The sequence below is a fragment of the Pseudaminobacter sp. Soil_N_29 genome, assembly GCF_057656055.1.
Window position 1 is genome coordinate 419,624 of the sequence record NZ_JBDGLC010000002.1, and the last position, 21,235, is coordinate 440,858.

Here is a 21,235-nt window from a genome sequence, read left to right on the forward strand (position 1 = left end):
GAACGGCCGGCCTTTGAAGAACCCCCACCCCTAACCCCTCCCCACAAGGGGGAGGGGAAGTGGCGCGCTGGCGCAAGGGCGTTTGCCGATAGATGCCGGGGCCGGTCATTCCCCTCCCCCTTGTGGGGAGGGGTTAGGGGTGGGGGTATGACGACAATTCTCATGTCGCCCACTCCTCTCCGTAGCGCAGCACAGCCGGGCGCGCCTCTGGCTCGGGTTGCGCGATGGCGGGGAAATGCGGCTCGGTGACCGCGCCGGCTTCCGCCTTTTCGATGCGCACGCGAAGGTCGTACCACGCCGCCTGCCCGGTGATGGGATCGGAATTCGACCAGCGCATGCCGTCGCCACGCGGCGGCAGAAGCTCGTTGATAAGATGGTTCAAGAGGAAGCCCTTGGTCGCCTCCGGCGCGTTCGGGTCCAGCGCCCAGGTGCCCTTGCGCTTGCCGATGGCGTTCCAGGTCCACATCGTGCGCGAATTCACCGCCTCCATGCGCGCGATCTCGACCTTGATGCGGCCGTGGCTCGACGTGACCCAGACCCAGTCGCCGTCGACAAGACCGAGCTCGTCGCAGATCGGCCCCGGCACGTAGAGCGGGTTCTTGGTATGGATCTGGCGCAGCCACGCATTCATCGAGCCCCAGGAATGGTACATCGCCGCCGGCCGCTGGGTGATCGCGTGATAGGGATAGGTCTCGCGGTCGACCAGCGCCTCCTCGAAAGGGCGATACCAAAGCGGCAGCGGGTCGAAGGCCTGCAATATGCGCTCGCGATGCGTCTCAGGCGCCACCGGCTCGCGCAGGCCCTCCGCCGACAGGCGGAATTTCTGCAGCGGCTCCAGATAGAGCTGGAATGTCACCGGGTGCGGCGTGTCGAAAAAGCCCATGCGCACGGCAAAGTCCTGATAGGCCTGGTTGGCATGCTTCATGAACTGCGCTTCGAGCGGGATGTGCGCAGAGAAGAACGCGCCATTCTCGATATAGCGCTCCAGCTGGTTTGGATTGGCCGCGCCGCGCCCGGCCTTGTCTCCATCACTGCCCCGGAAACCGGCAAGCGGGCCGATGCCCGGCCGGCGCTCATGGCACACGATGTAGTCGGCATAGTCCTTGTAGAGCTGCTGGCCGTGGTTGTCGGCAAAGCCCGGCAGCTTCAGCCGCGCGCCGAGATCGAGCAACACGGTCTGGAAGGCGCGCACGTCGCGATCCGGCTCCAGCACCGGCCAGCGAATGGCATCCTGCACCGCGTCGGGCTCCGAGATCGGCCGGTCGAGCAGCGAGATACAGTCGTAGCGTTCCAGATAGGTCGTGTCGGGCAGCACGAGGTCCGCATAAGCGACCATCTCCGATGAATAGGCATCCGAATAGATGATCTTCGGGATGCGGTATTCGCCGGTCTCCGGGTCCTTGTCCGTCAGCATCTTCATGGTGCCGGCGGTGTTCATGGACGAGTTCCAGGCCATGTTGGCCATGTACATGAACAGAACGTCGATCGGGTACGGGTCGCCGGCATGGGCGTTGGCGATGACCATGTGCATCATGCCGTGCGCGGAGATCGGCGCGTCCCACGAAAACGCCTTGTCGATGCGCGTGGCCTTGCCTTCGGCGTCGACCAACAGATCCTCGGGTCCGCGCGGAAAACCGAGATGGGGGCCAGCAAGCGGCTTGTCGGACCCAAAGTGCTCGGCCTTGCCATGCGGCGTCGGGTGCGCGGTCATCGGCTTTGGATAAGGCGGCTCGAAGCGGAAGGCGCCGGGGCAATCGACCGCGCCGATCAGCACCTGCAGCATGTGCAGCGCCCGCGCTGTCTGAAAACCGTTGGAATGGGCGGAGATGCCGCGCATGGCATGGAACGCCACCGGCCGCCCGAGGAAATAGGGGTGGCGCTCGCCGTTCACGTCCGTCCATGGCTGCTCGACGATGATCGCCTCGTCGAAGGCGACGCGCGCGATCTCGGCGGCAAGGCCGCGGATCACATCGGCGGCAACGCCCGTCTCCTCGGCAACGGCTTCGGGCTCATATTTCGGGTCCAGGTACTTTTCGGCGAGGAGTTGGAAGGCGGGCACGGCAAATCGCCCGTCGCCAAGCTCGAAACGGCCGGAAAGCGCTGCCCGCGCGCCTTTCGTGTCAAGCGGCACCGGACGCTCGGTGACGGTCTCGTAAACCAGCGCCCTGCCCTCGCCGTCGCGCGCGAACAGGCCGTGATCGGCGGTGCCCGGCGCGTCGATCACCAGCCACGAGGCGTTTGAATAGCGCACGAGATAGTCGACATCGATCTTGCGGGCCTTGAGCAGTTCGTGGACCACCGAGAGGATCAGCAACCCGTCGGTGCCGGGCCGGATGCCGATCCAGCTGTCGGCGACGGCCGAATAGCCGGTGCGCACCGGATTGACCGACACGAAGCGCGCGCCGCGTTGCTTGAGCTTGCCGATGCCCATCTTGATCGGGTTGGAATCGTGGTCTTCCGCGACCCCGAACATCACGAACAGCTTTGTCCGCTCCCAGTCGGGCGAGCCGAATTCCCAAAACGCGCCGCCCAGCGTCATGATGCCGGCGGCGGCCATGTTGACCGAGCAGAACCCGCCATGGGCGGCATAGTTCGGCGTGCCGAACTGCTGCGCCCAGAAGCCGGTAAGCGACTGCGACTGGTCGCGCCCGGTGAAGAAGGCGAGCTTTTTGGGGTCGGCGTGGCGCACTTGGCCGAGCCAGTCGGTGGCCGTGGACAGCGCCTCTTCCCATGAGATTTCCTGGAACTGGCCGGAGCCGCGCGGCCCCACGCGCTTCAGCGGCGCGCGAAGCCTGGCCGGCGCATAATGCTGCATGATGCCGGCCGATCCCTTGGCGCACAGCACGCCGCGATTGACGGGATGATCGCGGTTGCCTTCGATGTAACGGATCTTGCCGTCCTTCAGGTGCACGTTGATGCCGCAGCGGCAGGCGCACATGTAACAGGTGGTCTTGCGCACCTCGTCGGCAACCGGATTGGACAAGGCGACGCGTGGGTCGGAATTCATCAGCACTGCTCCTCGCCCGACTCGTACCCAGCGGGGCGCCGAAATGAAATGCCCATACAGATCATTTCACCGCAAAATTCGTCCGCGATTATAGCAGGATGCCGCAAATTCCTGCTGCAGGAACTGCAATCGCCGCGGGCTGTCAGTTGGAAACGACTATCCGGGTATTCTGGGCCCCCGCTTCCTGAACCAGCGCATAGAAGCGCGCCGCGTTTGGCGTGGAGAGCCGTACGCAGCCATGCGAGACCGCGTGGCCGAGATGCCGCACCGCATTCGTGCCGTGGATTGCATAGCCGCCACGGAAGAACACCGAATAGGGCATCGGCGTCATGTCGTATTTGCGGGAGTACCACATCGGGGTCATGCGGATGGGCCGCCAGACGCCGCGTGGCGTGACATAGCCCCTGCGCGCAGTGGAAACGCGCCACTTGTAGATCACACGGCCCTGCCGCGTGACGGTCATCGTCTGTTTGGAAAGCTCGATATTGGCGACAAGTCCGGCCGCCCAGCCTTTCGCCGGAACCGCAGAGAAGGTCAGCACTACAGCCATAAAGATCGCTTGGTGCATTGCAAAACCGTCTTTCAACCACAGATTTAGCCCACAAGCTTTGAAAAAGAAGACCGCAGCTCTAATTTTTGTATTCGCCGGAATTTCCGCCGGTTCAATAATCTGGCGGCTCAGCGAAGCCCCCAGCTGTTGCCCAGCCTATTGCCTTCACTTACCCATTCTTGGCCTAACCTTTGGGCCAGCAGGCCCCGGCTGCTCGACTTCGCACTTCGGCCGTGTAGACTGACGCCAAGTCGCCCGGAACAAGGTCAGGTTCGTGTTGCCGCATGACTGAAAAGCTGCTGAGAACAATCGACGACCGTGTCGACGAACTTGTCGCGCTGACCGCAGACCTCATCCGCTTTCCCACAGTCAATCCGCCCGGCGAAGCCTATCGCCCCTGCGCAGAATATATCGGCGAGCGCCTGCGCAGGCGCGGCTTCGGCGTGGAATACATTCGCGGCGAAGGCACGCCCGGAGACAGCGACCGCTACCCGCGCACCAATGTGGTGGCGCGCTTCGACGGGCGCAGCCCCGGCCCGACTGTGCATTTCAACTCGCATATCGACGTGGTCGAGGCCGGCGACGGCTGGACGGTCGAACCCTTCGCCGGCGTGGTGAAAGACGGGCGCGTCTACGGGCGCGGCGCTTGCGATATGAAGGGCGGACTCGCCGCCTCCATCATCGCGGCCGAGGCCTTCATGGACGTTTATCCTGACTTTCCCGGCGCGATCGAGATTTCCGGCACCGTGGACGAGGAGTCCGGCGGCTTCGGCGGCGTCGCCTATCTCGCCGGCAAGGGCTATTTTTCCAGGCCGCGGGTGGACCACGTGATCATTCCCGAGCCGCTCAACAAGGACCGCATCTGCCTCGGCCATCGCGGCGTGTGGTGGGCCGAGATCGAAACCCAGGGCGAGATCGCGCACGGCTCGATGCCCTTCCTCGGCGACTGCGCCGTGCGCCACATGAGCGCGGTGATCACCGCTTTCGAGGAAGAACTATTCCCCGCCCTCGACCGGAAGCAGACGACGATGCCCGTGGTGCCGGAAGGCGCGCGCCGCTCGACCCTGAACATCAACTCAATCCATGGCGGCCAGACCGAGGATTTTCGTCCCGGCCTGCCCTCGCCCAACGTGCCTGACCGGTGCCGGATAACCATCGACCGCCGCTTCCTGCTGGAAGAGAAGCTGGACGAGGTGAAAGGCGAGGTCACCGCGATTCTCGAGCGGCTGAAGCGCGAGCGACCGAAATTCGACTACGACATTCGCGACATCATGGAGGTGCAGCCGACCATGACCGAGCGCGACGCGCCTGTAGTGAAGGCGGTGGCCCGGGGCATACACGAAATCTTCGACCGCGAGCCGGAATATGTCATCTCGCCGGGCACCTACGACCAGAAGCACATCGCCCGCATCGGCCACATCTACGACTGCATCGCCTATGGCCCCGGCATTCTCGACCTGGCCCACCGGCCGGACGAGTGGGTAGGAATCAAGGACATGCTGCAGTCGGCCAAGGTGATGGCAATCGGCCTCGGCCTGCTGCTACGCGGCCAGGCGGCCGGCTGATTTCGGCCCGCTCCGGGCCAGCGGGAATAGTTTCCCGGGTAAATATCCGTCTGTTTCGCTGCACTGCAACAGAACGCGGTTTACTCTGCGGCAGATTCACGCTTCTATCCGCTGGCTGCGGCAGTAATGGGAGTTGGTCAAAGATGAAATCCTGGAAAGCGATCCTTGTGGCGGCGGCTTTGGCGCTGACCTCCGGTACCGCGGCCATGGCTGCGCGAACCGATCTCGTGCTCGGCATGGTGCTGGAGCCCCCGCATCTCGACCCGACGGCGGGTGCCGCCGCTGCCATTCGCGAGGTGGTCTATGCCAACGTATTCGAGGGCCTGACCCGCATCGGCTCCAAGGGCGAAGTGCTGCCCGACCTGGCGGAAAGCTGGACGATTTCCGACGACGGCAAGGTTTACACCTTCAAGCTGCACAGCGGCGTGAAGTTTCATGATGGCGCCGACTTCTCAGCCGACGATGTGAAGTTCTCGCTCGACCGGGCCCGCGCGCCGGATTCGACCAACGCCCAGAAGGGGCTTTTCGAGGCCATCGACACAGTCGAGGTTGTCGACCCGACCACCGTCAAGGTGACGCTGAAGCACCCGCAGGGCTCGTTCCTCTACAATATGGGCTGGGGCGATGCGGTGATCGTCTCGCGCAAATCTGCCGACACCAACAAGGAAAAGCCGATCGGCACCGGCCCGTTCAAGTTCGACAGCTGGGCGCGCGGTTCCGCGATCAAGCTGGTGAAGGCCGACCACTATTGGGGCGAGCCGGCCCATCTCGACAAGGTCGAGTTCCGCATCATCCCCGACGCCTCGGCCGCGGTCCCGGCGATGCTGTCTGGCGACGTGCAGGCCTTCCCGAACATGCCGGTGGGCGACAGCATGTCCCAGCTCGAAGCCGATCCGCGCCTGAAGGTGGTGGTCGGCTCGACCGAGGGCGAGACCATCCTGGCCATGAACAACAAGAAGCCGCCCTTCGACAACATCAAGGTCCGTCAGGCGATTTCGCATGCGCTCGACCGCACGGCGATAGTCGATGGGGCGTCCAACGGCCTGGGCACGCCGATCGGCTCGCATTTTGCACCGCACAACCCGGCCTATATCGACCTCACCGGCACCTATCCGCATGATCTCGAAAAGGCCAAGGAACTGCTGAAGGAAGCCGGCCTCGAAAACGGGTTCAAGACCACCCTGAAGCTGCCGCCCCCGCCCTATGCCCGCGACGGCGGCCAGATCATCGCTTCGGAGCTACGCGAGATAGGCATCGACGCCGAAATCATCCCGCTCGAATGGGCCGACTGGCTGAAGCAGGTCTTTACCGACAAGGACTACGACATGACGATCGTCTCGCACACCGAGCCGAACGACATCGATATCTATGCCCGCAAGGACTACTACTTCAATTACCACAACCCCGGCTTTGACAAGGTGATCGAGGAATTGAACCTCACTTCCGACGAAGCCAAACGCAAGGAACTCTACGGCGAAGCGCAGAAAATCCTCGCACAGGATGCGCCGGTGGGCTTCCTGTTCGAGCTGCCCAAGATCGGCGTGTGGGACGCCAAGCTCGAGGGCCTTTGGGAAAACTCGCCGATCCCTGCCAACGACCTGACCAAGGTGAAGTGGGCGGATTGAGCAAGCATCTGTTGAGAAATGCTGCCCCGGAGCCGAAACCGCTTCCGGGGCAGTTGCTTTTTGGGCAGGCTGACACCCCATGACCGCCTACCTGACCAAGAGGCTGCTGATTGCCGTGGTGACGCTCGCGCTTGCCTCGGTGGTGGTGTTCTCGGTGATCGAGATCGTTCCCGGCGACCCGGCGCGGCTGATGCTGGGCATGAACGCGACGGCCGACGCAGTGCAGGCGCTGCGCGACCAGATGGGCCTCGACCAGCCTCTCCTCGTTCGCTACCTCGACTGGATCGGCCGGCTGCTGGTGTTCGATTTCGGCAAGTCCTACACCTACAACGTGCCGGTCCGCGACCTCGTCGCCGAGCGTGTGGTGGTCTCGCTGCCGCTGGCGCTGATGGCGCTGGCGCTCTCCACGCTGATTGCCATTCCTGTCGGCATCTTTTCCGCTGAACGGCGCGGCCGAATGGCCGACACCATCTCCATGGGCGCAGCCCAACTTGGCGTCGCGGTGCCCAACTTCTGGTTCGCGCTGCTGCTGGTCTACGTCTTCGCGGTCTGGCTGCACCTGGTGCCGGCTGGCGGCTTTCCCGGCTGGAGCGCCGGCGCCTGGCCTGCATTGAAGTCGCTTATCCTGCCGGCAATTGCGCTTGCCCTGCCGCAGGCGGCAATCCTGTCGCGCGTGACGCGTTCAGCCATGCTGGACGTGCTGGGCGAGGACTATATCCGCACCGCGCGCGCCAAGGGCCTGCCGCGCAACATGGTGCTGTGGCGCCATGCGCTGCGCAACGCGCTGATCCCGGTGCTGACGATTCTCGGCCTGCAATTCGCCTTCCTGCTGGCCGGCACCATCATCATCGAGAACGTCTTTTATCTCCCCGGCCTCGGCCGGCTGGTCTTCCAGGCCATCACCCAGCGCGACCTGATCGTGGTGGAAAGCGTGGTGATGCTGCTGGTGGCGGTGGTGGTGCTCGTCAACCTGCTGGTCGATCTCTCCTACGCGATCGTCGACCCGCGCCTGAGGACAAGACGATGACGATCATTGCCCAGGAACCCGCCCCCGAGCCTCAGCCCGGCTTTCTCGCGCTGGCGCTGCGCAACCGCTCCTTCGTGGTCGGCTCGATCCTCATCGCGATCATCGCGGCAACGGCGCTTCTGTCCTTCTTCTGGACCCCCTATGACGTGACCAGGCTGGTGGTGGCCGACCGCATGCTGCCGCTTTCGGCCGCGCATCCCTTCGGCACCGACCAGTTCGGCCGCGACGTGCTGTCGATGATCATGGTCGGCGCGCGCGCCTCAATCGCCGTGGCGCTGGCGGCCGTCGTCATCGGCATGGGGCTGGGCGTGCCGCTGGGCTGCTGGGCGGCCGCGCGCGGCGGCATCGTTGACGAGGTGCTGATGCGCTTCAACGACGTGGTGTTCGCCTTCCCTGCCCTGCTGATGGCTATCCTGATCACCGCGATCTTCGGGCCGAGCGCGATCAACGCCGTCATCGCCATAGGCATTTTCAACATCCCGGTCTTCGCACGCGTGGCACGCGCCGGCGCGCTGGCCATCTGGCCGCGCGAGTTCATCCTCGCCGCCCGGGCCGCCGGCAAGGGCAAGGCGCGGATCACGCTCGAGCACATCTTGCCCAACATCGCCAATCTGCTTCTGGTGCAGGGCACGATCCAGTTCGCGCTCGGCGTGCTGGCCGAAGCCGGCCTTTCCTATGTCGGGCTCGGTGTGCAGCCCCCGATGCCGAGCTGGGGCCGCATGCTGTTCGACGCGCAGACGCGCATGGCCGTGGCCCCGTCACTGGCGCTGTTCCCCGGCCTGGCAATCGTCATCACCGTGCTCGGCCTCAACCTGCTCGGCGACGGCATCAGCGACGCAATCGATCCCAAGCTGAGGCGCCAGCGATGAGCCTGCTGGAGATCGAAAAGCTATCGCTGAACATCGGCCGCATCCCGATCCTGAAGGACGTGGACCTGACGCTTGACGCCGGCGAGGTGATGGGGCTGGTGGGCGAATCCGGCTCGGGCAAGTCGATGACCGCGCTGACCATCATGCAGTTGCTGCCGAGCGTCGCCAAGGCGAGCGGCCGCGTGCATTTCGATGGCGTCGATATCCTCGCCGCCGGCGAGGAACGGATGTGCAAGCTGCGCGGCGACGACATCGGCATGGTGTTCCAGGAGCCGATGACGGCTCTGAACCCGGTCAAGACAATCGGCGAGCAGGTGGCCGAGGGCATTCGCTGGCACGCGCGTACCACTCGCGCCGAGGCGGAAGACCGCGCTCGAAAAATCCTCGACCGTGTCGGATTGCCGGAAGCAAAATTCCCGCTGTCGCGCTATCCGCACGAACTGTCCGGCGGCCAGCGCCAGCGCGTGGTCATCGCCATTGCCTGTGCCCTAAAACCCAAGCTGCTGATTGCCGACGAGCCCACCACCGCGCTCGACGTGGTGCTGCAGGCGCAGATCCTCGACCTGCTGCGCGACCTGGTCGAAGAAAATCGCATGGCGCTGCTGCTGATCTCGCACGATCTGGCCGTCGTCACCGATATGTCCGATCGCGTCACCATCATGCGCAATGGCGAGGTGATGGAGGCGGGCGAGACGGCGCTCACACTTTCCGCACAGGAACACCCCTATACGCGCCAGCTCGCACAGGCTTCTATGCATGTGCCGGCGCGGGCAAGAATCTCGGGGACCGAGCAGCCCACGAACGATCTCCTGTCCGTCGAAAGCGTGACACGCGACTATCCGGGCCACCGCACCTCGCTGTTTCGCAAGCCGGAACCGGTGCGTGCGGTGGATGGCGTGTCTTTCTCGATGAAGGAGGGCCAGTCCGTCGCGCTGGTCGGGCGTTCGGGCTGCGGAAAGTCGACACTGGCGCGCATGATCCTGGCGCTCGACCAGCCGACAGGCGGCGCTATCCGCTTCATGGGCGCGCCCCTGACAGGCCGCGACGAGGCCGCGCTGAAGCCGGCGCGGCGCAACATGCAGGTGGTATTTCAGGACCCTTACGGCTCCTTCAATCCGCGCCACAGGGTGGAGCGGCTGGTGGCCGAGCCGCTGCAAACGCTGGAGAAGCAGCCGGGAGCAGCCGAGCGCCGGGAGATGGTGGCGCGCGCCTTGCACGACGTCGGGCTGAAGCCCGCCGATATGGATAAATATCCGCACGAATTTTCCGGCGGCCAGCGCCAGCGCCTCTCGATCGCGCGTGCGATCATCACCCGGCCGAAACTGGTGGTGGCCGACGAGCCGGTCTCGGCGCTGGACGTTTCGATCCGCGCGCAGATCCTCGACCTCTTCGCCGACCTCAACCAGCGGCTGGGCGTGGCATATCTGTTCATCACGCACGATCTTTCGGTGGCGCGTGCCATTACCGACGACGTGATGGTGATGCATGACGGCCGGATCGTGGAGCGGGGCAAAACCTCGGAAGTGCTCGACAACCCGCAGTCGGAAGCGGCCAAGGCTCTCGTTTCCGCTTCTCCCGATCTGCGCCGTGCGATTGCGAAGAAGCTGCAGGAACAGGGGTAGACGCGCCGGGCGCGAAATCCCGCTTGCGCACTGCCTCGCCCTGTGGTCGAACCGCTTGATCGTCTCCCACCCGACAGGTCCCATGTTCGACCTCGCCACCGAAATCATCGCCTTCCTTGCAGCCGCGGCATTCGTCGCCGGCTTCGTGGATTCCATCGCCGGCGGTGGCGGGCTGATCACCGTTCCGGCCCTGCTGCTCGCCGGCTTCCCGCCAGTGGAAGCTCTGGGCACGAACAAGCTGCAGGGTCTGTTCGGCTCCGGCTCGGCCACCATCACCTATGCGGCGAAGGGGCATGTGAACCTGCGCAAGCAACTGCCCTCCGCGCTCATGTCGTGCCTGGGCAGCGTGGCGGGCGCGCTGCTGGCAACCGTGCTGCCGGCCAAGCTGTTGAGCCTCGTGCTGCCCGTGGTGTTGGTGGCCATCGCGCTCTATTTCGCCCTGAAACCCAACCTGAACGACGTGGACCGCGCAGAGCGCCTGTCGCCCTTCCTGTTCGGGCTGGTGGTGGTGCCGGCAATCGGCTTCTATGATGGCGTGTTCGGCCCCGGCGCCGGCTCCTTCTTCATGCTCGCCTTCGTGGCGCTGGCCGGCTACGGCGTGCTGAAGGCCACCGCACACACCAAGCTGCTCAACTTCGCCTCCAACCTCGGCGCCTTCGCTGCCTTCGCGTTCGTTGGCGTGATCTCGTGGAAGGTCGGCATCATCATGGGCGTGGCGCAGTTTCTGGGCGCGCGAGTGGGCGCGCATATGGCTATTCGCAATGGCGCAAAGCTGATCAAGCCGCTGCTGGTCGTCATCTGCGTCGCGCTTGCGGTGAAGCTCCTGATGGACCCGGCGCACCCGTTGCGGACGCTGATCGGCGCCTGAGGGCAAGCGCGGCCGCAAATTTCGCCGTGACCACGGAACGCGCTTCCGGCACTATGCCTATCCGCAGCATACAACCGGAGGACACCATGACTGCCGTCACGACGCCTGCCGAGCCGCCCCGCATCTATCCCACCTTCCGCTATCGCGATGCCGCTTACATGATCGGCTGGCTGGTCGATGCCTTCGGCTTCATCGTCCGCGCCCGCTATGACGACGACACGGGCGTGGTGCAGCACGCCGAACTGGCGCTCGGCTCGTCCATGATCATGATCGGCACGGCGCGCGACGACGGTTTTGGCAAGGTCGTCGGCTGGCCGGGAGAGAACGGCGGCAAGGCGACCTATATCGCGGTGGACGATGTCGAGGCCATGTTTGCCAGCGCCGAGGCGGCTGGCGCAACGATCCTGGAAACCCTGGTGGAACGCAGCTATGGCAGCCGCGAATTCATCTGCGCCGACCCGGAGGGCAACGTCTGGTCCTTCGGCACTTATTGGCCGAAGGCCTATGAGCCCGCGGACTGATCACCGCGCGGCGGCGAGGATCGCGTCGACGTCGAGATGCTTCTCCAGATGCATCGCGATCTCGTCCAGCGCAAGCTCGACCTCGCCGCGATAGTCGATGCCCGCGCCCTTGATGCCGAGGCTTTCGAGGAAACTCGCGCGGAAAGCGTCGGCGCCAAACAGGCCGTGCAGATAGGTGCCGAACACCTTTCCGTCGGCCGAGGTGGCACCGTCGTCGGCATTGTTGATGACCGCAACAGGCCGCAGGCAGTCCGGGCCGCTGGTGACGCCAAGATGGATTTCGTAGCCTTCCAGCGGCGTGTCGAAATGCACCGAGCGCGCGGTGACGTTCCGCACCGTCTTTTCCGGCTCCATCACAGTTTCGATGTCGAGCAGGCCGAGCCCTTCGGCTTCCTTCACCGAGCCTTCGATGCCGTGCGGGTCACGCACCACGCGGCCGAGCATCTGGTAGCCGCCGCAAATGCCTACCACATGGCCGCCGCGCCGGCGATGCGCTGCGAGGTCGCGGTCCCAGCCGTTCTCGCGGAATCGTATCAGGTCAGCGATGGTCGACTTGGAGCCGGGAATGACCACCAGCCCCGCATCGGCGGGCAGTGGCTGGCCCGGCGCCACGAACACCACTTCCACCTGCGGCTCGGCGCGCAGCGGGTCGAGATCGTCGAAATTGGCGATGCGGCCGAGCATCGGCACGGCGACCTTCAGCGCCTTCTCTTCGCCCGCCGTCAGCCGTTCTAGGATGACCGAGTCTTCCGATGGAAGCAGGGCCGCGGCCTTCAGCCACGGCACCACGCCGAAGCAGGGCCAGCCGGTAAAGCGATTGATGGCCGCGATGCCGTCATCGAACAGGGTGACGTCGCCACGGAACTTGTTGATGAGATAGCCGACGACCATGCGGCGGTCTTCCTCCGGCAGGATCAGGTGCGTGCCGGCGACCGAGGCGATGACCCCGCCGCGATCGATATCGCCTACGAGGATGACAGGCACGTCGGCGCGCGTGGCAAAACCCATATTGGCGATGTCGCGCGGACGCAGGTTGATTTCGGCTGGCGAGCCAGCGCCCTCGACGATGACGAGGTCGGCATCCTCACCGAGCTTCGCCCACGAATCGAGCACGGCGCCCATCAGATGCGGCTTCATGGCCTGGTAGTCGCGCGCCTTGGCCTGGCCGTACACTTTGCCCTGCACTACGACCTGCGCGCCGACATCGCTCTGCGGCTTGAGCAGAACAGGGTTCATGTGGATGGAGGGCGCGACGCCGCAGGCAATGGCCTGCAACCACTGCGCGCGGCCAATCTCGCCGCCGGCCGTCTCGCCCGGAATATCGGCGACGGCTGCGTTGTTGGACATGTTCTGCGGCTTGAAGGGACGCACCTTCAGCCCGCGCTTCCTGGCCGCCCGGCACAGGCCGGCGACCAGCACCGTCTTGCCCACATCCGAGCCCGTGCCCTGGAGCATGATTGCCTTGGCCATGCCGCTCACCACTGCCCGGCCATTCCAGCGATGGTCAGGCGCGCCGCACGGCGCTCTGCAAAAATCGTCGTCACACGTGCCCCCTATCGAACAATTCCCAAGCGGCCGCTCCACACAAGGCCGGGTTGCGCGGGGGCATCATTGGTCTAGATTGATCAGCGTGCCTAGACCCGCACCGCGAAAGTCGCAGACTTTTCGGAACGGATCATGCGGCAATGCGAACATTTTCGACGCCCGCAGGCCATTCGGCCTTCCGGCATCGGAGGAATACCGGGAGCAGACACATGGACGCCTCCACCGATCCGACAGCGGGCCAGTTCGAACTCAACGAGGAGCAGCGCGCCATCCAGGAAATGGCCGAGGCCTTCGCTCAGGACCGCGTCGCGCCGCAGGCGCTGGAATGGGACCGAAACCACCATTTTCCGGCCGACGTAATCCGCGAGACCGGAAGCCTCGGCTTTGGCGGCATCTATGTGCGCGACGATGTCGGCGGCTCGGCGCTGAAGCGGCTGGATGCCGTGCTGGTGTTCGAGGCGTTGGCGAAGGCCTGTCCGGCTTTTTCCTCCTTCATCTCCATCCACAACATGGCGGCATGGATGATCGACACTTTTGGCGATGAGAAGCAGCGCGAGCGCTTCCTGCCGAGCCTGACCTCCATGGAGCTGCTGGCGAGCTACTGCCTGACCGAACCGGGCTCGGGTTCGGACGCGGCGGCGCTGAAGACGCGGGCGGTGCGCTCGGGCGGCGACTATGTGCTCAACGGCGCCAAGCAGTTCATCTCCGGCGCGGGCGACAGCGACATCTACGTGACCATGGTGCGCACCGGACAGGAAGGCCCCAAGGGCATCTCCACGCTGGTGGTGCCCAAGGATGCGCCCGGCCTTTCCTTCGGCGTGCAGGAACACAAGATGGGCTGGCACATGCAGTCCACAAGGCAGGTGATCTTCGAGGATTGCAAGGTGCCGGCCGAAAACCTGCTTTCCGACGAGGGCGCCGGCTTCCGCATCGCCATGGCGGGGCTGGACGGCGGCAGGCTCAACATCGCCGCCTGCTCGCTGGGCGGCGCGCAATCCGCACTCGAAAAGGCGCTGGCCTATACCGCCGACCGCAGGGCCTTCGGCCAGGCGATCAACCAGTTCCAGGCGCTGCAATTCAGGCTGGCCGACATGGAGACGGAACTGCAGGCGGCGCGGATCTTCCTCTACACGGCGGCCTCCAAGCTCGACCGCAAGGCGCCCGACGCGGGAAAATGGTCGGCCATGGCAAAGCGCTTCGTCACCGACACCGGCTTCAATGTCGCCAACGAGGCGCTGCAACTGCATGGCGGCTATGGCTATCTGCACGATTACGGCGTGGAAAAGCTGGTGCGCGACCTGCGCGTGCACCAGATCCTGGAAGGCACCAACGAGATCATGCGCGTGATCATCGCGCGCAGCCTGATCGGGCGCTAACGATCTTGGAACGGTTCAACCACCCCCACTCCGGCCCTTCGGGCCACCTCTCCCCCTGCCCGGGGGAGAGGAACCCAAGCTGGACTGGCGCCGGCTGCACGGAAGCGTTTCCTCTCCCCCGGGCAAGGGGAGAGGTGGCGAGCGCAGCGAGCCGGAGTGGGGGTGCTTCGTCCACAACGTATTTGGAGGAGCAAACATGACCACCATCGCCTTCATCGGCCTCGGCAATATGGGCAACCCCATGGCCGCCAATCTCGTCAGGGCCGGGCACACGGTGCAGGGTTTTGATCTCGTCGCCGAGAACCTGACCGTCGCACGCGAGCATGGCGTGACGGTGATGGCAAATGCCGACGCGGCCGTCATGGACGCGGAAGTGGTCATCACCATGCTGCCAGCCGGCAAGCACGTGCTGTCAGTCTATGAGGACATTGCGCCGAAAGCGGCCGCAGGCACGCTGTTCATCGACAGCTCCACCATCGACGTGGACTCGGCGCGCAAGGCGCACGCAATCGCGGCACGGCACGGCCTGCCCTCGATCGACGCGCCGGTTTCGGGCGGAACCGGCGGGGCGGCGGCAGGCACCCTCACCTTCATGGCCGGCGGCTCGGATGAGGCTTTCGCCAGGGCCGAGCCGATCCTGCAGCCGATGGCGGGCCGCATCGTGCATTGCGGCGGCGACGGGGCGGGCCAGGCAGCCAAGATCTGCAACAACATGATCCTCGGCATCTCGATGATCGGCGTGGCCGAAGCCTTCGTGCTGGCCGAAAAGCTCGGCCTGTCGCACCAGGCGCTGTTCGACGTCGCATCCACTTCGTCCGGCCAGTGCTGGTCGCTGACCACTTATTGCCCGGTGCCGGGGCCGGTGCCCTCCTCGCCGGCCAACCGCGACTACAAGCCCGGCTTTGCGGCGGCGCTGATGCTGAAGGACCTGAAGCTGGCGCAGGAAGCCGCGCAGGGCGCCGGCGCCGTCACGCCGCTCGGGGCTGAGGCCGCGCAGCTCTACGCCCTGTACAACGCGCAGGGCCAGGGCGGCACCGACTTCTCGGGCATCATCAACTTCCTGCGCGGAAGCGGCGCATAAGGCCCGACTTTTCCATCCGAAAGTCGCGAAAAAGATACAAATTTAGGTTTAATTAAGCTCTCGCTAACCACGCGGTAACGATGTGCCGCTAGAACGATGTGCAGGCGGACAACGCATCCGCCAACCGCTCCGGATCAGGTCTTGCGTACCGGAGCCGTTACCTTCGCAGCGTATCTGGGTGGCGAAGGGCCATGCGTATCTATGGCAAAGCCGTGCTCTTCCGACCAGCGGAGGACGCGGTTTTTGCCTTTGGACCAGCTTGGAAACATCCCTCTACTTGACCCGGTCGGCATTTCGGCCAGCGATCGTCATCGCAACATGATAAGCTCAAGGTGAACGCCACCGGAGCCACGAAAATGCTCTTCGGTCACCTTGCGTTGACTTGCGCGGCGGCTTTCACTGGCGCCGCAATATACATAAATGTCGCAGAGCAGCCGGCGCGCCTCGCCTTGGACGACAAAGCGCTGCTGGCTCAATGGAAGCCTGCCTACAAGCGCGGCTTCGCCATGCAGGCCCCTCTTGCCGCGGTGGGCTGCGTGCTTGGTCTCATCGCCTGGTGGCAAACCGCCAGCTTGTGGTTTCTGGCCGGAGCCGTTCTGATGATCGCCAATTGGCCATGGACGCCGCTTGCCATAATGCCGACGAACAACGCGCTGATGGGCCTGGCCCCGCCCGACGCGCAAACGCGCACTCTCATCCGGCAATGGGGAACGCTTCACGCGGTGCGGAGCATTTTCGGCGCGCTTGCGACGATAGCGTTCCTTGCCGGGCTTTCTTGAGCCGGACCGGCCAGTAGCGGCGCGCAACCGGCAGCAGAGGTTCATTCCGCCAAATGCGGGCGCGGAAGAATTCCGCGCCCGTTCCAGGACAAACCCTTACTTGCTGAGGTCGGCCAAGGCAAGATCGAGAGCCTTGGCGATGCGGTCGCCCGCCATGTCGATGGTCTCGCGGGTCCAGATCAGCGGCGGCGACAGGATCATGGAATCGCCGGTTGCGCGCATCATCATGCCCTGCGCAATGGCGTGATCGCGGACAACGACGGCAGCGCTGCCTTCCGGCTGGAAGCGCTCGCGGGTCGCCTTGTCCTTCACGATCTCGATGGCGCCCATCAGGCCGAAGCTGCGCACTTCGCCCACCAGCGGGTGACCGGAGATGCGTTCCTGGAGCATTTTTGCGAAATACGGGCCGGTGTCGTTCTTCACGCGCTCGATGAGGCCCTCGTTCTCGATGATCTCGAGGTTCTTCAGCGCCACCGCGCAGGCCACCGGGTGACCCGAATAGGTGTAGCCGTGGTAGAACTCGCCACCCTTCTCGATCAGCGTCTTGGAGATGCGGTCGCCGACCAGCAGCGCCGACAGCGGCTGGTAGCCGGAAGTGAGCGCCTTGGCGGTGGTGATGGTGTCGGGCTCGATGCCCATCGACTGCGCGGCGAACCACTCGCCGGTGCGGCCATAGCCGGTGATGACCTCGTCCAGCATCAGCAGCACGTCGTATTTGCGGCAGATGCGCTGGATTTCCGGCCAGTAGCTTGCCGGCGGGATCTTCACGCCGCCGGCACCCATGATCGGCTCGCCGATGAAGGCGGCAACGTTTTCGGCGCCGGCTTCGAGGATGGCGTCCTCGACGGCCTTGGCCGCGCGCAGGCCGAAATCGTGGTCGCTCTCGCCCGGCAGCGCGAGCTCGTAGGCATAGGGCATCATCACGTGGACGATGTTGGGCACCGCGCCGCCGAGCTGCTCATGCATGCCGCTCATGCCGCCGAGCGAAGTGCCGGCGACCGTGGAGCCGTGGTAGGCCATGTTGCGCGAGATGATGATGTTCTTCTCGGGCTTGCCTTCCAGCGCCCAGTAGTGGCGCACGAGGCGAAGCGCGGTGTCGTTCGATTCCGAACCCGACGAGCCGTAAAACACCTGGTTGATGTGCTTGGGCGCGATTTCCGCCAGCTTCTTGGAGAGCAGCACCGGGGTGGGCGTGGCGCAGCGGAAGAAGGAGTTGTAGTAGGGCAGCTCCTTCATCTGTTCGTAGGCAGCTTCAGCCAGCTCGTGGCGGCCATAGCCGATGTTGACGCACCACAGGCCGGCCATGCCGTCGAGCAGCGCGTGACCTTCGGAATCATAGATGAACGGCCCGTCGGCGCGCACGATCATGCGCGTGCCGGCAGCACGCAGGTCCTTGTGGTCGGTGAACGGGTGCAGATAGTGTGCGGCGTCGATCGCTTGCAGCTGCGAAAGCGAAAAGTTCTGGTAAGTCATGGGATTGTCCCTTCCAGTTGAATCATTCCGGCAAGGCCGGTCGTGTGTTTCAGCGGAAGAAGGACGGCGGCGAATAGCCGATGCGCGCGCACAGGCGCAAAAGCTCCGCATGCCGTGTACGCGGCGAAGGCGTCACGGCAATCAGATGCGCGCAGGAAATGCGGTTTGGAACCATCGCGCAAATCTAAACGAGGCTGGGGCGGATTTTCAACCCTCGTTTCCGCGTTGCCAGGCACGGAAGCAGGCGAAGCCGATCAGCACCACGCAAAGCGCACCCAGCAAGACCGGCAGGCCCTGCACGCCGATGAACTGCATGATGCTGCCCGCGCCCGGCGGCCCGGCAATGCCGCCCAGGCCCCACATCAGCCCGAAGGCGGCATTTCCGGTCACCAGCATGGAGCCGGTGAAACGGTTGCCGAGCTCGATCAGCGCCATGGTGTAGATGCCGTAGGAAACGGCGCCGAGCACGAACAGCATCGGCCAGATCGCCGGCGTTTCGATCAGCGCCGGCAGCAGCGCCGCGCCCGCGAGGCTCAGCACCGCGCAGGCAATCATCACGGCACGGGCGGTGAAGCGCTCTGCCAGAAGTCCAAGCGGAATCTGCAGTGCGATATTACCCGCGATCATGGTGGCAAGCAGCGCCGCCATGACGCGCTCGGCTATCTCGTAACTGGCACCGTAGACCGGTAGCAGCGCCAGCGCGCTCTGTTCGAAGGCGGCGGAAACGACGACCGCCAGAAGCAGCGCCGGCGCATGCCGGACAAAGCCGGACAGCGGCGTGTGGCCACTGCCGTCGCTCATCGACGGCAGGCGCGGGGCGATGATCGCCAGGCAGACGGCGCAGGTCAGAAAGGCCGTGATGCCGATGGCGAAAGGAGGCCAGCCGGCGGTGCCCACGATCATGAGGCTGAACGGCCCCGCCGCGAACCCGGCGCCGATGATGGCCGTATAGACGCCCATCAGCCGGCCGCGCCGCGAGGGTGGGGCAAGCGAAAGCATCCAGACCTCGCTCAGCACATAAAGCGGGTCGATGACGATTCCGATCAGGAAACGCAGCGCGAACCAGGCGAAGGCGTTCTGCAGCAGGCCCACCAGCAGGAACAGCGCGCCCGCCGCCAGCGCGCAACTGACCACGATGCGCCGCGCCCCCACCTTCTGCACCAGCAGCGGCACGAAAGGCGCGGAGACGATGAGGCCGAGCGGCGTCATGGCCGCCGACAGACCGATCAGCGCCGGCGGCATGCCCTGCTTCTGCATCAGGAAGGTGAAAAGCGGATAGCTGAGCCCCTGCGCGAGGGCGAAGACCGAGACGGTGGCGATGACGCCAAGGATAGGCACCCATGGCACGTCCGCAGACAGCTGAGTTTTGTTGCGAACGACGTCCATGCTTCCCCCTCCGTGCATGCCCTGCTCTTCCCGAACGTGCCACCCTAGCGCCCCGCGCCCCCGTCTGGATGCTCCAGGGCTGGGCGATCGACCGGACAGGCGGAATTGCGACCTCCCTGCCCGCTGGCATGTCGCTTTGCTCGCGCTAATGGTCGTCGCATCCGCAATCAAGGCGAAAACCGCGGTCCATTATGCGGCTCTACCGCGCATTGCCATTGCCATGAGGACCACGATGACCGCCGCCCTCAATCCAGCAGAACCGGCGCCCGCCCACGAACGCTCCCGCCGCGGCGGCCGCGCGGGCAAACGCGCCGGCGGCTCGGCTGCTTTCGAGCAGCCACCGTTCCAGCAACTGCGCATTCCCTTCGAGCCGACGCGAATTGTCTCCGACGACGAACTGGAAGCGATTCACCTCGCCTCGCTGCGTGTGCTGAAGGAAATCGGCGTCGACGTGCTGCATGACGAGGCCCGGGCGATCATGAAGCGCCATGGCGCGGATGTGCGCGAGGGCTCAGAACGCGTGCGCTTCGATGGCGACTTGATCCTGGAGCTCATCTCGCACGCGCCGTCCGAATTCACGCTGCACGCGCGCAACCCTGCGCACAATGTGCAGCTCGGCGGCAACAACCTCGTCTTCTCGCAGATGGCGTCGGCGCCCAATTGCTCCGACCTCGACCGGGGCCGCAGGGCGGGCAACCAGGTGGATTTCCGCAATCTGGCGAAGCTCGGCCAGATGCACAACATCCTCCACGTCACCGGCGGCTATCCGGTCGAGCCGGTGGACCTGCACCCCTCAATCCGGCACCTGGAATGCCTGCGCGACTTCGTGCTGCTGACCGACAAGGCCTTCCACGCCTATTCGCTCGGCCGGGAGCGCAATCTGGACGGCATCGAGATCTGCCGCATCGGCCGCGGGGTGCCGATGGAGCAGTTCGTGGAAGAGCCCTCGCTGCTCACCATCATCAACACCAACTCGCCGCTGAAGCTCGACATCCCGATGATGGAAGGCATCATCCAGATGTCCTCGCACGGCCAGGTCGTTATCGTCACGCCCTTCACGCTGGCCGGCGCGATGGCGCCCGTCACAGTCGCCGGCGCGCTGGTGCAGCAGAACGCCGAGGCGCTGGCCGGCATCGCCTTCGCGCAGATGGTGAGGAAGGGCGCGCCGGTGGGCTATGGCGGCTTCACCTCCAATGTCGACATGAAGTCGGGCGCACCCGCGTTCGGCACGCCGGAATACATGAAGGCCCAGCTCGTGGGCGGCCAGCTCGCCCGGCGCTACAAGATCCCCTACCGCACCTCCAATGTCTGCGCCGCCAATGCGGTCGACGCGCAGGCGGCTTATGAGAGCGTGTTTTCGCTGTGGGGGTGCATCCAGGGCGGCGGCAACTTCATCAAGCACGCCGCAGGCTGGCTCGAAGGCGGCCTGACCTGTTCCTACGAAAAGACCATCCTCGACATCGACCTGCTGCAGATGGTGGCCGAATTCCTGACTCCGCTTGACGTGTCGGAGGATGCGCTGGCCATCGACGCCATCCGCGATGTCGGCCCCGGCGGCCACTTCTTCGGCACCGCCCATACGCAGGCGCGCTACAAGACTGCGTTTTATGCGCCTGTGATTTCGGACTGGCGCAACTTCGAGACCTGGGCGGAGGCCGGATCGCCGACAGCGGTGGAGAAGGCCAACCGGGTCTGGAAGGAGCGCCTGGCGAACTACGAGGAACCGCCGATCGACCCGGCTGTCCGCGAGGAACTCGACGCTTTCGTGGAAAAGCGCAAGGCCGAAGGCGGCGCGCCGACGGATTTTTGAGCCGATGGCGGCTGGTCGACCCCCACTCCGTCTCGCTTCGCTCGACACCTCTCCCCCGATCGACGGGGGAGAGGAAGGGCGCGAGCTTGCCGAACCTGTCTCGTTTCCGCTCTCTCCGGAAGGGGGAGAGG

The 21,235-nt window shown here is 64.9% G+C and carries 16 protein-coding genes; 11 read left to right on the forward strand and 5 right to left on the reverse strand.

Features of this window, described 5'->3' with window-relative positions:
* Nucleotides 1-160: 160 nt before the first annotated feature.
* Together AC3A4H_RS07985 and AC3A4H_RS07990 are read right to left on the reverse strand one after the other, a co-directional pair.
* Nucleotides 161-3,007 carry a molybdopterin oxidoreductase family protein gene (locus AC3A4H_RS07985; RefSeq protein ID WP_487766219.1) on the reverse strand — a complete coding sequence of 949 codons (2,847 nt, stop codon included), beginning with the start codon at nucleotides 3,005-3,007 and terminating at the stop codon, nucleotides 161-163.
* A 142-nt stretch (nucleotides 3,008-3,149) separates the two neighbouring features.
* On the reverse strand, nucleotides 3,150-3,557 hold the full coding sequence (locus tag AC3A4H_RS07990) for a L,D-transpeptidase (RefSeq protein ID WP_487766220.1): 408 nt from the start codon (nucleotides 3,555-3,557) through the stop codon (nucleotides 3,150-3,152).
* Between the two features lie 284 nt (nucleotides 3,558-3,841).
* On the opposite strand from AC3A4H_RS07990, the gene AC3A4H_RS07995 reads away from it, so the two are divergent.
* The 7 genes from AC3A4H_RS07995 (at nucleotide 3,842) to AC3A4H_RS08025 (ending at nucleotide 11,654) form a co-directional block, all read left to right on the forward strand.
* Nucleotides 3,842-5,122 carry an acetylornithine deacetylase/succinyl-diaminopimelate desuccinylase family protein gene (locus AC3A4H_RS07995; RefSeq protein ID WP_487766221.1) on the forward strand — a complete coding sequence of 427 codons (1,281 nt, stop codon included), beginning with the start codon at nucleotides 3,842-3,844 and terminating at the stop codon, nucleotides 5,120-5,122.
* Nucleotides 5,123-5,265: 143 nt separating this feature from the next.
* Complete coding sequence (locus tag AC3A4H_RS08000) at nucleotides 5,266-6,747, forward strand: ABC transporter substrate-binding protein (RefSeq protein WP_487766222.1); 1,482 nt, start codon at nucleotides 5,266-5,268, stop codon at nucleotides 6,745-6,747.
* A 79-nt stretch (nucleotides 6,748-6,826) separates the two neighbouring features.
* On the forward strand, nucleotides 6,827-7,774 hold the full coding sequence (locus tag AC3A4H_RS08005) for an ABC transporter permease (RefSeq protein WP_487766223.1): 948 nt from the start codon (nucleotides 6,827-6,829) through the stop codon (nucleotides 7,772-7,774).
* Nucleotides 7,771-8,643, forward strand: a complete 873-nt coding sequence (locus tag AC3A4H_RS08010; protein WP_487766224.1) for an ABC transporter permease — start codon at nucleotides 7,771-7,773, stop codon at nucleotides 8,641-8,643. Before AC3A4H_RS08005 ends, AC3A4H_RS08010 begins: the two co-directional genes overlap by 4 nt.
* On the forward strand, nucleotides 8,640-10,265 hold the full coding sequence (locus AC3A4H_RS08015) for an ABC transporter ATP-binding protein (protein WP_487766225.1): 1,626 nt from the start codon (nucleotides 8,640-8,642) through the stop codon (nucleotides 10,263-10,265). The genes AC3A4H_RS08010 and AC3A4H_RS08015 overlap by 4 nt, the downstream gene beginning before the upstream one ends.
* An 82-nt stretch (nucleotides 10,266-10,347) precedes the next feature.
* Nucleotides 10,348-11,133, forward strand: coding sequence for a TSUP family transporter (locus tag AC3A4H_RS08020; protein ID WP_487766226.1), 786 nt, complete (start codon nucleotides 10,348-10,350; stop codon nucleotides 11,131-11,133).
* A gap of 86 nt (nucleotides 11,134-11,219) precedes the next feature.
* Nucleotides 11,220-11,654, forward strand: coding sequence for a VOC family protein (locus tag AC3A4H_RS08025; protein WP_487766227.1), 435 nt, complete (start codon nucleotides 11,220-11,222; stop codon nucleotides 11,652-11,654).
* On the opposite strand, the gene AC3A4H_RS08030 is transcribed toward AC3A4H_RS08025, so the two are convergent.
* Nucleotides 11,655-13,124, reverse strand: coding sequence for a cobyric acid synthase (locus tag AC3A4H_RS08030; protein WP_487766228.1), 1,470 nt, complete (start codon nucleotides 13,122-13,124; stop codon nucleotides 11,655-11,657).
* A gap of 284 nt (nucleotides 13,125-13,408) precedes the next feature.
* Here AC3A4H_RS08030 and AC3A4H_RS08035 point away from each other — a divergent pair, with 284 nt between their 5' ends.
* From AC3A4H_RS08035 to AC3A4H_RS08045, 3 genes are all read left to right on the forward strand, one after another.
* Nucleotides 13,409-14,575 carry an isobutyryl-CoA dehydrogenase gene (locus tag AC3A4H_RS08035; protein ID WP_487766229.1) on the forward strand — a complete coding sequence of 389 codons (1,167 nt, stop codon included), beginning with the start codon at nucleotides 13,409-13,411 and terminating at the stop codon, nucleotides 14,573-14,575.
* A gap of 196 nt (nucleotides 14,576-14,771) precedes the next feature.
* Nucleotides 14,772-15,656 carry a 3-hydroxyisobutyrate dehydrogenase gene (gene mmsB / locus AC3A4H_RS08040; RefSeq protein ID WP_487766230.1) on the forward strand — a complete coding sequence of 295 codons (885 nt, stop codon included), beginning with the start codon at nucleotides 14,772-14,774 and terminating at the stop codon, nucleotides 15,654-15,656.
* Between the two features lie 356 nt (nucleotides 15,657-16,012).
* Entirely contained in the window at nucleotides 16,013-16,435 is a 423-nt protein-coding gene (locus AC3A4H_RS08045; protein ID WP_487766231.1) for an anthrone oxygenase family protein, read from the forward strand.
* Nucleotides 16,436-16,531: 96 nt separating this feature from the next.
* Here the strand turns inward: AC3A4H_RS08045 and AC3A4H_RS08050 are convergent, their stop codons facing one another.
* Both AC3A4H_RS08050 and AC3A4H_RS08055 read right to left on the reverse strand, forming a co-directional pair.
* Complete coding sequence (locus tag AC3A4H_RS08050; RefSeq protein WP_487766232.1) at nucleotides 16,532-17,908, reverse strand: aspartate aminotransferase family protein; 1,377 nt, start codon at nucleotides 17,906-17,908, stop codon at nucleotides 16,532-16,534.
* Between the two features lie 207 nt (nucleotides 17,909-18,115).
* Complete coding sequence (locus tag AC3A4H_RS08055; RefSeq protein WP_487766233.1) at nucleotides 18,116-19,294, reverse strand: MFS transporter; 1,179 nt, start codon at nucleotides 19,292-19,294, stop codon at nucleotides 18,116-18,118.
* A 232-nt stretch (nucleotides 19,295-19,526) separates the two neighbouring features.
* On the opposite strand from AC3A4H_RS08055, the gene AC3A4H_RS08060 reads away from it, so the two are divergent.
* Nucleotides 19,527-21,104 carry a trimethylamine methyltransferase family protein gene (locus tag AC3A4H_RS08060; protein WP_487766234.1) on the forward strand — a complete coding sequence of 526 codons (1,578 nt, stop codon included), beginning with the start codon at nucleotides 19,527-19,529 and terminating at the stop codon, nucleotides 21,102-21,104.
* Nucleotides 21,105-21,235: the final 131 nt, after the last annotated feature.